Here is a 12,529-nt window from a genome sequence, read left to right as displayed (position 1 = left end):
CGAGCGGCGTCAGCGGCGGCGGCGGACCAGCGCGCCGAGCCCGAGACCGGCCACCAGGCCCGCGGCCCCGGCGGCGACGGTACGGCTCGGATCGGACTCCTGCCGGATCACCGGCGAGATCACCACCGGGTCGGGAGCGGCCGGGATCACGTACTGCTGGTTGCGCGGATCCGTCGCGGCCCAGGCGGTGGCGAACAGCACGATCCGGGCGGTGAAGTAGATGAACAGCATGATGCCGAGGATGGGCCCGAAGGTCGCGCCGGCGGGCCCCTTCATGGTGTTGCCGATGAGCAGCGCCGCCACCTGCATGAAGATGTAGAACGCCACCGAGGTCAGCAGGCCCGCGCGCAGCGCGTTGCGCCACGGGAACTGTACCCGGGGTAACTTGGCGATCACGAAGGTCCACAGTGCCCAACCGGCGAGGAGCGTCACGATCACCGTGGCGGTGGTGACCAGACCCTGCAGGCCGGGGACATCGCCGAGGCCCATGGATGCGAGGATCTTGCCGGTGAGCGGGCTGCTCCCCACCGCCATCAGCGCGATGCACGCGACGATCACCACGAACAGGCCCACCAGGGCGCCGAGGTCCTGCAGTTTGGTCTTGACGAAGTTCTGCTTCGGCACGTCGCTGTCCCACATCGCGGTCAGCGCCGCACGCACGTTGGACATCCAGCCCAACCCGGCCCACAGCCCACCCGCGAGACCCACGATGCCGACGGTGCCGCGCGAGCCGATGGCCTGGTCGATCAGGTCGTTCACCGACTTGCGCAGGCTCTCCTCGCTGATCGCCGAGTTGATCTCCATCTTCAGCTCGGCGAGCAGCTCGGCGTCGTTGATGAGCACGTAGCCACCGACCGAGAAAGCGACCATGGCCAGCGGGAACAGTGCGAAAACGCTGAAGTAGGTGATCCCGGCGCCGAAGTAGTCGCCCTTCTTGTCCTGGTAGCGCTCGGCCGCGGCCATGAGGTGATCGAACCATGGCCAGCGCTGGCGGTACTTGTCGAGCATCCCCGGGTGACCTCCTGCGTTTGCAACCGCTTAGGGCGCCAGGAACCCTACCCTGTCGTAGACATCGGCGAGGGTCCGGGAGGCGATATCGCGGGCACGCTCGCGGCCCTGGCCGAGGATCCGGCCGAGTTCGGTGCGGTCGTCGAGGTACTCCTGTACTCGGCCGCGCAACGGCGTGGCGAAGTCGACCAGGGCATCCGCCACATCGGCCTTCAGATCGCCGTAGCCCTTGCCTTCGTACTTGGCCTCGAGCTGCTCCATCGATGCGCCGGTGAACGCCGACTCGATGGTGAGCAGATTCGAGACACCGGGCTTGTTCGCTCGGTCGAATCGGATCTCGCGCTCGGTGTCCGTGACCGCCGACTTCACCCGCTTGGCGATCACCGCGGGCTCATCGAGGATGCTGATCAGCCCCGCATCCGATTCCGCGGACTTGCTCATCTTGGCGGTGGGGTTCTGCAGGTCGTAGATCTTGGCGGTACCCGAGACGATGTAGGGCTCGGGCACCACGAAGGTCTTCTTGAACCGGGTGTTGAAACGCTGTGCCAGGTTCCGCGTGAGTTCCAGATGCTGGCGCTGGTCCTCGCCGACCGGGACGACCTGCGGACGGTAGAGCAGGATGTCGGCGGCCATGAGGATCGGGTAGGTGAACAGACCCACCGACGAGCTGTCGGTACCGTTCTTCGCCGACTTGTCCTTGAACTGCGTCATCCGGCTGGCCTCGCCGAAGCCCGTGATGCAGCTGAGCACCCAGCTGAGTTCGGCATGCTCGGGGATCTGCGATTGGACGAAGATCGTCGACCGCTCCGGGTCGACGCCGAGCGCCAGCAGCTGCGCGACGGCGAAGACGGTGCGCTCGCGCAGCACCTTCGGATCGTGCGGCGTGGTGATGCCGTGCATGTTCGGGATGAAGTAGAAGGTCTCGAACTCGTCCTGCAGATCCACCCACTGCTTCACCGCGCCCAGGTAGTTGCCGAGGTGGAACGAGTCCGACGTCGGCTGGATTCCGGACAGCGCGCGCTGCCGCTTCGCTGGAGTGGGGGCGGTTTCAGTCACGGTGGATCAGTCTAACGAGGCCGCTACGGCATGTCGCAGGAGTATTCGACCGTCACCGGCGCATGGTCGGACCAGCGCAACGAATAGGCCTCGGCCCGCTCTACCCGCGCCGCAGTGGCGTGCTGAGCGAGAGCGTTGTTAGCGATCTGGAGGTCGATCCGCCAGCCCGAGTCGTTGTCGAAGGCCTTACCGCGCCAGGACCACCAGGCGTACGGGCCGGGGGTGCCGGGGTGCAGCTCACGGACCACGTCCGTGAACGGACGACCGGCACCGATGTAGGTGCTCATCCACGCACGCTCCTCGGGCAGGAAGCCCGAGTTCTTGACGTTGCCCTTCCAGTTCTTGATATCCAGCTCGGTGTGGCCGATGTTCCAGTCGCCGCACACCACCGCCTTGCGGCGGCGCCGCCCCAACGTGCCGAGGTACTCACCGAACTCCGCACGGAACCGGTCCTTCTCGTCTTGGCGCTCGGTACCCACATCACCCGAGGGCAGGTACAGCGAACCCACCGTGAGGTCGCCGAAGTCGGCCTCCAGGTAGCGGCCGGTCTCGTCGAATTCGGCGCTGCCGAAACCGATACGCACGGCGTCGGGTTCGCGGCGGGAGAGGACGGCCACGCCGTTGCGGCCGGCGGTCGACGATTCCGCCGCGGAGAGATGCCACCCTTCGTCCAGGGCCGGGGCCAGCGCGGCGAGCGACTGCTTGTGGGTCGCGCGTACTTCCTGCAGCGCCACCACATCGGCCTTGGTCTCGCGAAGCCAGGGCAGCATGCCCAGGTTCTCCTCCGACCGCTGCTTGACGGCGGCGCGGATACCGTTGACGTTGATCGAGGTGATGATCATGCGATCGCTGCCACCGTGAGTCCGGCGTCGGACCAGGCGGAGCGGACGGCCTCGTCGTCCGCATCGTCGCCCGTGCTCAGCAGCACCTGCACACCGCGGTCGGCGAGCACCGACACGAAGACGTCGAAGGATCCGGCTTCGTCGGCGAGGACCTGCTCGGCCTCGGCGATCGCGACCACGACCAGCGCGGGGCCACCGAACCAGCCCAGGTCTCCCAGGCAGTCGGCGAGGGCGTCCCAGTTGGCGCCGAAGTCGAGCGGGAATTGCAGGACGGCGGACACCTCGTCCAGCAGGGCCGCCTTGGTGCGCATGCGGCTGCCCCGGGCGACGAGCACGCGGGGCCGCTCGCGCTGCTTGAGGCTGTCGAGGTCGACGCCGGTGAGCGCCACCCCGGAACCGGAGGCCAAGAACTGCGGGAGTGTGGTCATCGGATCCTCGTGAAGGTCTCGTAGTGGTCGAGGGTGTACCAGGCGCTGCCGTCGGAGCCAGTGACGATGCGTTCGGCGTCGCGCCCGCGGTTCGGCTTCTTGATGTTGACGTCCCACTCGGTATAGCGCACCTTCGTGCCGTCTGCACCGGTGGCAGGGAGCCGCTTCTCGAAGTTGCCGAAGGTGCGGCCGCCTTGCGTGCCGGAGCCGTCCTGCGGCGGCCAGTCACCGGCGTCGATCTTGGCGAGCGTGTCGGAGACGCGTTGCGGTACCGCGGTGTTCGTCGCGGAGCGAGTGGGGACGCCCGGCTTGACCGTGGCCGATCGCGACGGCGATGCGGACGCCGAGGCGGAGCCCGCCGGCGCCGCTGAGGGCTGGCTCGACGCGCCGCAGGCCGTGAGGCCGAGCACCGCGAGCAGGGTGATCGCGCACAGCGCGAGAATCCTTCGCATGGGCCCGACCCTACCGGCGGGCCCCGACAGGTTCCGGAGCGCGCCGCGCCGCGAGCAGTCCGATGCCGAACACCGCCAGGCCCGCGACGGCGAGGCCGCTTCCCACCAGCGCGGGCGCCGTGTAGCCGTAACCCGCAGTGATCACCGCGCCGCCGAGGAAGGCGCCGAGCGCGTTGGCGATGTTGAGCGCGGAGTGGTTCAGCGTGGCCGCGAGGGTCTGTGCCTCACCGGCGACGTCCATCAGTCGAGTCTGCAACGCAGGCACCAACGCCGAGGCGGTGAGACCGATCAGGAAGAACAGGGAGACCGCGGCGACCGGCTCCGGAGCGAACGCGGAGAACACCGCCTGCAGGACGACGAGCAGCGCGAGCGTTGCGATGATCGAGCGGGTCACGGAGTGGTCGGCGGCGCGACCGCCCACCACGTTGCCGATCACCATGCCCACGCCGTACACGGCGAGCACGAACGGCACCGCGGACTTCTCCAGGCCGGAGACACTGGTCAGAGTGGTGCTGATGTAGGTGTAGACGGCGAACATGCCACCGAAACCGACGACACCGGTGAGCAGCGCGAACCACACCTGCGGGCGGCGCAGGGCACCGAGCTCGGTAAGTGGGTTGGTGACGGGGATGTCCACTGCGGGCAGCCAGACCAGGAGCGCTATCACCGTGGCGGCGCCGATCACCACGACCACCGAGAGTGCAGAGCGCCAGCCGAACGCGTCGCCGAGCCAGGTGGTGAGGGGGACGCCGATCACGTTCGCCACGGACAGGCCCATGAGTACCTGGCCGACCGCGCGCCCGCGGCCCGCTGGTCCCGCGAGGTGCGCGGCGACGAGCGCGGCCACGCCGAAGAAGGCGCCGTGCGGCAGGCCTGCGATGAATCGCGCGGCCACGAGGGTCTGGTAGCTCGGCGCGATCACCGAGAGCGTGTTGCCCAGGGTGAAGGCCACCATGAGTGCGATGAGCAGGGTCCGGCGCTGGACTCGCGCGAACGCCGCGGCGATGAGCGGGGCACCTACCACCACGCCGAGCGCGTACGCGGCGATCACATGGCCGGCGACGGGCTCCGAGACGCCGAGGTCGCTCGCGATATCGGGCAGCAGACCCATCGCCGCGAACTCGGTAGTGCCGATGCCGAAGCCACCGAGGGCCATCGCGCCGACGGCAAGACTAGTGCGGGTGGATGAGTTCACACGGCGGTGTAACGCCGCGGCGGGCGCTTTGGTTCCCGATCGCACGTGTGAACCGCTTCACAGCGTCGTCGTCCCTGGCCCCGGGCGGCCGCGGACCGTTCCGTTATGATGCACACGAGGTCATGAGCGTCAGCGTGGAGCCCCGGCTTGCTGACCGGCAACCCTCCGCCGCGGTGGGGTGCCCCGGGTGATGACCAGGTTTCTCGGCGGTCAGCCCCGTCGGGCGGCAAACGCGAGAAGAGGTTCGGTGACTATCAGCATCCCCGCAGATCGATCCGCTCACAGCGCCTCTGGCGACTGGGCCCGGGTGCCCGACGGCGCGATGCAGTCGGTGCGGATCGGTTCGCTCCGCCTGGAGTCGGGCGAGGTGCTCGACGATGTGACTCTCACGTTCCAGCGGTGGGGCACCCTCAACGAGGCCGCCGACAACGTCGTGCTCACATTGCATGCGCTCACCGGCGACTCCCACGTGGCCGGCCCCGCCGATGATGACCATGCGCAAGCCGGTTGGTGGAACGGGCTGATCGGCCCGGGCGCAGCCGTGGACACGGACGAGTGGTGCGTGCTGTCGGTGAACGTGCTCGGCGGGTGCTCCGGTTCGACGGGGCCGGCGTCGATCGCCGCCGACGGTCGCGCCTATGGATCACGATTCCCCGAGATCACCGTGCGCGATCAGGTCGAATCCGAGTTGGAACTGCTGCGTATTCTCGGCGTTCGCCAGATCGCCGCTGTCGCGGGCGGATCGATGGGCGGCGCCCGCGCCCTGGAATGGGTTGTCAGTCATCCTGATTCAGTACGGACTGCATTGATCCTCGCGGTCGGCGCCCGCGCTACCGCTGATCAGATCGGCACTCAGACCACGCAGATCCAGGCCATCACCTCGGATCCGAACTGGCAAGGCGGCGACTATCACGATTCTGACGCCGAACCCGATGCCGGCCTGGGGATCGCGCGCCGGATCGCGCACCTGACCTACCGCTCCGAGATCGAACTCGACACGCGGTTCGCCAATGCCCCGCAGGGCGACGAGGATCCGCTGGCGGGCGGACGGTACGCCGTCACCTCGTATCTGGAGCACCAGGCCGCGAAGCTGGTGCGGCGGTTCGACGCCGGCAGCTACGTCACGCTCTCGGCCGTGCTCAACCACCACGACGTGGGTCGTGGGCGGGGTGGCGTCGAGGCTGCCCTCCGTGGCTGCCCGGTCCCCGTGGTGGTCGCCGGCATCGATTCCGACCGGCTGTACCCGCTCCGGCTCCAGCAGGAGATCGCCGACCTCATGCCGGGCTGCGACGGGCTGCGAGTGGTGCACTCGCGCGACGGGCATGACGGATTTCTCACCGAGATGGATGCGGTGGCCGAACTGCTCACCGCCACCATGGAACTGGCACGCAGACTGCGCTAGGCGGCCGGCGCCGTCACCGTCGGCGCCGCCTCGGGTACCACCTCGATGCGAGCGGGCTGCCGAGGTACCGAGGAGCTCTGTTCCGGGGCCATCAGCATGCCCTCACGCGGCGCTGCGCCACCGCCCACCGCGGGGCCTCGCGGCGCCTCCGGCGTTCCGGATGGCACTGTGGGCGTGCCCGTTGCCCCGCCTGTGGTGGGTGCGACGGGAACGCTCGGATCGGTGCTCGACGACGGGGTACCGGTCCCCGTGGGCGGCGTCGGCAGCAGCACCGTCGGCCACGGCGTCCCGGGCGTGGTGGGCACCGGGCGGGTCGTGGTGCGATCGGGAACACGGGTGGGCTGCGTCGCGGTGGGAGGCGGGGCGAAGGTCGTCATCACGGGCGGGACCGTGACCTCTTCGCGCGGCACCTCCTGGGGGGCGGTGGTACTGACCCGCACGTCGACACCGGCGAGGGTCGACGTGGTGGTGGGGAGGACCTCCTCGGTCGTCGTCTCCCCCTGCAGCGTGTCCGACGAGGTGAAGGCGGGCGACGGCGAGCGATCGGTGCTATCGCCCGTGGGACCGATGATTCCGGTGGCGTACGTGGCGACCAGAACCGCGAAGGCCAGGGCGGCCACCACGAGGGCGGGGAGCACCGCCGCGGTGAGCCGCACGCTGTGGCCGCCGAGTACGCCGAGGCCGGAGCCCAATCGGGAGGGCGCCGCGGGCACGGCGCCGGTCAACCGGTCGGCGGCGAGCAGGGCGGCGCCGATCGCGGCGAGCGCCTCGGGCTCGTCCACGCCGACCACCTCGAGTCCGTTACTCTCGGCCACGTCGCCGATGGCCTCGCGCACGGTGGCGTGCTGTGCGCCGCCGCCGATCAACACGATCGCTTCGGGCCGGACTGCCGCAACCTTGATCACGCGGCGAACGAAATCAGCTGCAGCAGCCGGTGTTCCAAGACCCGGCTCGACCCCCGAAACAGCTACCCCGGTGGTGCGTGCGGTGTCCTCGACGGCACCGTCGGCAATGGTGTGCACGCGCATTCCCCCGGCGCCGATGTCCGCGACCAGAGCGACCGCGTAGCGCGCGATGACGCCGCTGTCGTCGAGTGCGCGGAGTACCGCGTCGACCTCGCGCACCACTTCCGCGGAGCGCAGCTCGCCACGGGTACCGAGTTTCGCCGCGAACAGATCCCGGCGAGTACGCACGGCGACCGCGGAGGCATCGACCGCCGCCTCGGTGTGCCCCACGAGAAGATCGAAGCCAGACGCCAACAGGTCGCTGCGGCGGCCGAGTCGGTACGGGCCGGGATCGATGGTGCGCGCCTGCTGGCCGACGATGCGCCCATCGTCGAGTTCGAGCATGACGCAGTGCACGGGGCCGCGACCGATGGACGCGCCGAACGACGTGGTGGTCATGGCACCTCCGATCACGCGGCGAACTGTCCGTTATCTCAAGACATCGTACCCGATACGGAATCGTTACATACGCGATAGTGAAATCTAGAATGCGGTGGTTACAGCACCGGTTGTCAGTCGTCGCCCTACTTGGTGCCGAGCGTGCTGATCGTCCAGGTCACGACCAGGATCGCGACCGCCGCGACGGCCAGTACCGTGGTATCGAACCACCGGCTGCGCACCCGCAGCAGGCCCTGCCGACGGTCCGGCAACGTCGCCCGGAGCACTGCAGCGAGTCCGGTGCCGGCACCGAACACCGCGAGACCTCGGCGCCAGTACTCCAGCCCCACCAGAACCATGCCGACGGTGAGCACGGCGATCACCGCGGCGTACCCGGCGTTGGTCGCCACCGCCCGCACCAGGCGGGCGCGGCGGTACCGATCGACGGCGGGCTCGGTCACTACGCCCCGTCCGCGCGGGCCAGATCGCGCTCGGCGGCGTCGATCACATTGCCCAGGAGGAAGGCGCGGGTGAGCGGCCCCACCCCTCCGGGGTTCGGGGAGAGGTACCCGGCGACCTCCGCGACCCCGGGAGCGACATCGCCGCGCAGGCCCTCGTCGGTGCGGCTGACGCCCACGTCGAGCACGGCCGCACCGGGCTTGACCATGTCGGCGGTGATCAGACCGGGCACGCCGGCGGCCGCAATAACGATATCGGCACGCCGCACCTCGGCCGCGAGATCACGAGTGCCGGTGTGGCACAAGGTCACCGTGGCATTCTCGCTGCGCCGGGTGAGCAGCAGCCCGATGGGCCGGCCCACGGTGACTCCGCGACCGATCACCACCACGTGGGCACCGTTGATCTCCACGCCGTAGCGCCGCAGCAGGTAGACGATCCCGTGCGGTGTGCACGGCAGCGGTCCCTCGGCGCCGAGAACCAGTTTGCCGAGATTGGTCGGGTGCAGGCCGTCGGCATCCTTGGCGGGATCGATCCGCTCCAGGATCGCGTTCTCGTCCAGATGCTTGGGCAGGGGCAGCTGCACGATGTACCCGGTGCACGCGGGATCGGCGTTGAGGCCGTCGATCACCGCCTCCAATTCCGCCTGAGAGACGTCGGCCGGAAGGTCGCGCCGGATCGACTCGATACCGACCTTGGCGCAGTCCGCGTGCTTACCCTTGACGTAGGAGTGCGACCCCGGGTCGTCGCCCACCAGGACGGTACCGAGGCCGGGCGCCACGCCCCGGGCCCGCAGGGCGTCCACCCGCGCCCGGAACTGCTCGAAGAGCTCGTCACGGGTCGCCTTGCCATCCAGAACACGCGCAGTCACGACCAGCAGTCTATCCATGGGGGACGTGCACAACGTATTCAGCCGATTCGAGTCGCAACCAGGAGGAATTCGTTCGATACTACAACCATGACTACCAACAACCCCCTGCAGCAGGGCATCAAGAGCACCTGGCAGACCACGCTGTTCCTGGGCATCGTGTCGATCATCATGGGCGCGATCATCGCGGTATGGCCGGGTCCGACCACGTTGGTCGTCGGCGTCCTGTTCGGCATCTTCTTGATCCTCACCGGCATCTTCCAGGTGATCGCCGGCCTCATCGGGGAAGCCCAGCACCGGGTGCTCGCGGTGATCAGCGGCGCACTGTCGCTGATCCTGGGCGCCTTCTGCTTCCGCGATGACATCTACAACTCGATCGCCGTACTCGGGATCTGGATCGGTATCAGCTGGATCTTCTTCGGCATCACGTCGATCACGATCGGATTCGCCAACAAGTCGCTGCCGAACCGCGTGTGGGTCGTGATCCTCGGCATCCTCACCGCCGTGGGCGGTTTCGTGCTGGTCTCCTATCCGTACGAGGTGCAGATCCTGGTGCTGATCTCCGGTATCTGGGCCATCGCGATCGGCATCGTCGAGGTGATCTCGGCGTTCCAGCTGCGCAGCGCGGCGAACAAGTTCGAGCAGCGCGTGTCCGACTTCGTGAGCTGATCGACCCCCACCGACGATGAATGCGGAACCCGGGTGACAGGATCGTCACCCGTGTTCCGCATTCTGTTTTTCGAGCCGCGAATCGCTCCCAACACCGGGAACGCGATCCGGCTTGCGGCGGTCACCGGGTGCGAACTGCACCTGGTGGAGCCGCTCGGTTTCGACCTCTCGGAACCGAAGCTGCGCCGGGCCGGCCTCGACTACCACGATCTAGCCCACGTGCGCGTGCACGCCGACCTCGAGGCCGCCTGGTCTGCCCTGCGTCCCGAGCGGGTGTTCGCCTTCACGGCGCACGCGCGGCGCTACCACCACGAGATCGCCTATTCCGCCGGCGATGTCCTGATGTTCGGCCCTGAGCCGACGGGACTGCCGCCCGAGGCGCTGGGCGATCCGCACGTCACCGAGTCCGTGCGGATCCCCATGCTCGCGTCGCGCCGCTCGCTGAACCTGTCGAACGCCGCCGCCGTGGTCGCCTACGAGGCATGGCGCCAGCAGGGTTTCGACGGCGGCGTCTGACTATCCGGTCGGCTCGTTGTAACCGGTCTGGCTGTTGAGGATCGGGCGTAGCCGGGCCGTCTTCTCCGGATTCCAGCCCGGGGGCTCCAGGATCGCCGCCCACGCATCCGCTGCGGCCTTGACGTAGCTGTGGCCGTGCCCATCGGGCACGTTCACAGCGACCGCCATATCGGCCGAGACCTGCAGGAAGCTCACGATCGGGATCCACGAGACCGAGGACAGAACGTCCGGACCGCGCTTCTCACGCATCCAATCCGGCTTGCTGAAGGCCAGTTCTGGCTTCCAGCGACCGATCGGATCGGATGCGTGCTGCAGGTACACCACGCGCGGGTAGGCCCACGGCTGCTCGGGCTTGGTGAGGTCCTCTGCGCTTGCGGCGAAGCGGATGTTGGCGCCCTGCTGGTACACCGGCAGCCACTCGGGCGAGCCGCCGTCGCGCTGGCGGGTCATCTGCACCCACATCTCGTTGTTGAACGTCGGGCCGGAGAACAGCGCACCGTCGGTCCGCGCCAGGATGTTGTTGGGCGAGAGGAACGGAGCCTCTCCACCGAACGAGCCGAGACTCTCTCCGAAGATCACCAGCTTCGGCCGCTGCCCCTCGGGCAGCGACTTGACCTTCTTGTCCACGGCCTCGAACAGTGCCTGTCCGGCCTGAAGCGCGTTCTGCTTATCGACCAGGAACGAGAGCCAGCTCGGCAGGAACGAGTACTGCATGCTCACGATCGCGGAATCACCGTTGTACATGTACTCCAGTGCGCCGGCTTCGGCCTCGTTCACCCAGCCGGTGCCGGTGGTCGTCGCCACGGCGACGATCTTGCGCTGCAGTCCGCCGGTGCGCTCCAGCTCGTTCGCGGCCTGTTCGGCGATCACCTTGTACCGGTTCGGATCCGACGCATCGATCGACCCGAGACCAGCGTAGGTACGGATCGGCTCCATCGCCGGGGCACCGTTGAAGGCGCTCAGGTGCTCGACCGTCTGCGCATTGGAGACGAAGATCCGTCCCTGCTTGCCCAGCGACGGCCAGCTGACGAGCGATCCGGGGCCACCGGAGCGCAGCGGGCTGGTCGGGGCGGGGCGGTCGTTGCCGCCCTCACGGTTGACCTTGGAGAAGGTGGTGTTCATCGCGTCCATCGCGCCGCGCACGACCACGCCGTTGATGATGCCCACCGAGAGCACCAGGACCAGAGCCACGGCCACCACGGCCGAGACCCGCGGCGGCGAGACCTTGTTCAGCTGTCCGATCAGCCACCGGATCACCCAGCGGATGCCCTTGGCGATCTCGACCAGCACGTAGAGCAGCACCACCGACAGCACCGCGATCTCGACGTAGTCGATCGGCACCAGGTGTTCGGTCTGCATCATGTCGCGCAGCTCGTCCTGCCAACGGTCGAACCAGACCACCATGCCGATGGTGCCGAGCACGCCGATGCCGATCAGTACCAGCCAGTACCGTGCCGGCGCCCTGGGACTGCTGTCCTTCGACTGCATGAACCGCACCAGCCACACGGCGAAGACGCCGATGCCGTAGCCGATCGCGCCGGATCCGCCGCTCACCAGGCTCTGGAACAGCGGGCCACGGGGCAGCAGCGACGGCGTCAGTGAGAGCCAGACGAACACCAGGCCGATAGCGGTGCCGGTGAACGTGTAGCGACCGGACCACCACGAGCCGAACCGGTCGAGCACGCTCTCGGCCTCCGCCTGTGCAGCAGTAGACGGCGCCTTCTCCCCCGCAGCCGCGGCGGCTTCGGGCGCGGCGTCGTCGGGTTCGGCGAGTTCGTGCTTGCCGGCCTTCGGCGCGTCGACCACGTTCGGGGCGTCGGCTGCCGCCTGCACCTCCGAGCCGGTACCGCCCGGCTCGTCGGGCGACTCGTCGACCTTGCTCATGCGACCTCCCAGTTCACTGTCACGTATCCGGGTTAGCTAACCATGCCCCGAACGGTTGTGCTGCGCCTGCAAAGGAGAGCGAACGATCCGGCTGTCCGGCGGTTCGTCCGGAGACATTCATCCGCTGTCCGGATCGCTGGTACTGCGGCGCGACGGGACAGCCCGCCGACAACGATCCGGAGTTCGCCTGGTCACGGCGTTCGGCGCTGTTCTCGCACGCACCCACCGCAACGGAACCGTCCGTATTCATCGGATGTTTTATCTTCTTATAACTCTCGTAACGAGGGGCGACTGCACATTCAACCGGCAATATCTGCCGTCGCCGCTAGAATTGATCGGGTCTCTCACTAGATCACCGAGAGCACCTCAAC

At 68.2% G+C, this 12,529-nt stretch carries 13 protein-coding genes and 1 riboswitch; of the genes, 3 read left to right on the top strand and 10 right to left on the bottom strand.

Features of this window, described 5'->3' with window-relative positions:
• Window positions 1-9: 9 nt before the first annotated feature.
• The 6 genes from TPAU_RS04735 to TPAU_RS04710 are packed head-to-tail and all read right to left on the bottom strand — an operon-like array spanning window position 10 to window position 4,942.
• The gene (locus TPAU_RS04735) at window positions 10-1,008 is read right to left on the bottom strand and encodes a YhjD/YihY/BrkB family envelope integrity protein (protein ID WP_013125623.1); all 999 of its coding nucleotides are present in this window, start codon (window positions 1,006-1,008) and stop codon (window positions 10-12) included.
• 30 nt (window positions 1,009-1,038) lie between these two features.
• Window positions 1,039-2,064, bottom strand: a complete 1,026-nt coding sequence (trpS, locus tag TPAU_RS04730; RefSeq protein ID WP_013125622.1) for a tryptophan--tRNA ligase — start codon at window positions 2,062-2,064, stop codon at window positions 1,039-1,041.
• Between the two features lie 23 nt (window positions 2,065-2,087).
• Window positions 2,088-2,906: an exodeoxyribonuclease III gene (locus TPAU_RS04725; RefSeq protein WP_013125621.1), complete on the bottom strand. Its 819-nt coding sequence runs from the start codon at window positions 2,904-2,906 to the stop codon at window positions 2,088-2,090.
• Window positions 2,903-3,334, bottom strand: coding sequence for a barstar family protein (locus TPAU_RS21770; protein ID WP_013125620.1), 432 nt, complete (start codon window positions 3,332-3,334; stop codon window positions 2,903-2,905). The genes TPAU_RS04725 and TPAU_RS21770 overlap by 4 nt, the downstream gene beginning before the upstream one ends.
• Window positions 3,331-3,786, bottom strand: a complete 456-nt coding sequence (locus TPAU_RS04715) for a guanyl-specific ribonuclease (protein WP_013125619.1) — start codon at window positions 3,784-3,786, stop codon at window positions 3,331-3,333. The genes TPAU_RS21770 and TPAU_RS04715 overlap by 4 nt, the downstream gene beginning before the upstream one ends.
• A 10-nt stretch (window positions 3,787-3,796) precedes the next feature.
• The gene (locus TPAU_RS04710) at window positions 3,797-4,942 is read right to left on the bottom strand and encodes an MFS transporter (RefSeq protein ID WP_041944289.1); all 1,146 of its coding nucleotides are present in this window, start codon (window positions 4,940-4,942) and stop codon (window positions 3,797-3,799) included.
• Between the two features lie 157 nt (window positions 4,943-5,099).
• A riboswitch (SAM riboswitch) is annotated at window positions 5,100-5,220 on the top strand.
• A gap of 83 nt (window positions 5,221-5,303) precedes the next feature.
• Here TPAU_RS04710 and metX point away from each other — a divergent pair.
• Window positions 5,304-6,383 carry a homoserine O-acetyltransferase MetX gene (metX, locus tag TPAU_RS04705; protein WP_086012716.1) on the top strand — a complete coding sequence of 360 codons (1,080 nt, stop codon included), beginning with the start codon at window positions 5,304-5,306 and terminating at the stop codon, window positions 6,381-6,383.
• On the opposite strand, the gene TPAU_RS21765 is transcribed toward metX, so the two are convergent.
• From TPAU_RS21765 to TPAU_RS04685, 3 genes are all read right to left on the bottom strand, one after another.
• Complete coding sequence (locus TPAU_RS21765; RefSeq protein ID WP_013125616.1) at window positions 6,380-7,786, bottom strand: hypothetical protein; 1,407 nt, start codon at window positions 7,784-7,786, stop codon at window positions 6,380-6,382. The two genes, metX and TPAU_RS21765, sit on opposite strands and share 4 nt — an antisense overlap.
• 125 nt (window positions 7,787-7,911) lie before the next feature.
• Complete coding sequence (locus tag TPAU_RS04690; protein WP_013125615.1) at window positions 7,912-8,226, bottom strand: DUF3017 domain-containing protein; 315 nt, start codon at window positions 8,224-8,226, stop codon at window positions 7,912-7,914.
• A complete protein-coding gene (locus TPAU_RS04685; RefSeq protein WP_041944715.1) occupies window positions 8,226-9,092 on the bottom strand; it encodes a bifunctional methylenetetrahydrofolate dehydrogenase/methenyltetrahydrofolate cyclohydrolase in 867 nt (288 codons plus the stop codon). Before TPAU_RS04685 ends, TPAU_RS04690 begins: the two co-directional genes overlap by 1 nt.
• An 87-nt stretch (window positions 9,093-9,179) precedes the next feature.
• Between TPAU_RS04685 and TPAU_RS04680 the strand changes: the two genes are divergently transcribed.
• Together TPAU_RS04680 and TPAU_RS04675 are read left to right on the top strand one after the other, a co-directional pair.
• Window positions 9,180-9,758 carry an HdeD family acid-resistance protein gene (locus TPAU_RS04680; RefSeq protein WP_013125613.1) on the top strand — a complete coding sequence of 193 codons (579 nt, stop codon included), beginning with the start codon at window positions 9,180-9,182 and terminating at the stop codon, window positions 9,756-9,758.
• A gap of 51 nt (window positions 9,759-9,809) precedes the next feature.
• On the top strand, window positions 9,810-10,274 hold the full coding sequence (locus TPAU_RS04675; protein WP_013125612.1) for a tRNA (cytidine(34)-2'-O)-methyltransferase: 465 nt from the start codon (window positions 9,810-9,812) through the stop codon (window positions 10,272-10,274).
• On the opposite strand, the gene TPAU_RS04670 is transcribed toward TPAU_RS04675, so the two are convergent.
• Window positions 10,275-12,158 (bottom strand): alpha/beta hydrolase, encoded by a 1,884-nt coding sequence (locus TPAU_RS04670; protein ID WP_013125611.1) that lies wholly within the window; start codon window positions 12,156-12,158, stop codon window positions 10,275-10,277.
• Window positions 12,159-12,529: the final 371 nt, after the last annotated feature.

It is taken from the genome of Tsukamurella paurometabola DSM 20162, assembly GCF_000092225.1.
Classification (GTDB): domain Bacteria; phylum Actinomycetota; class Actinomycetes; order Mycobacteriales; family Mycobacteriaceae; genus Tsukamurella; species Tsukamurella paurometabola.
This window is presented reverse-complemented; position numbering and strand designations above follow the sequence as displayed.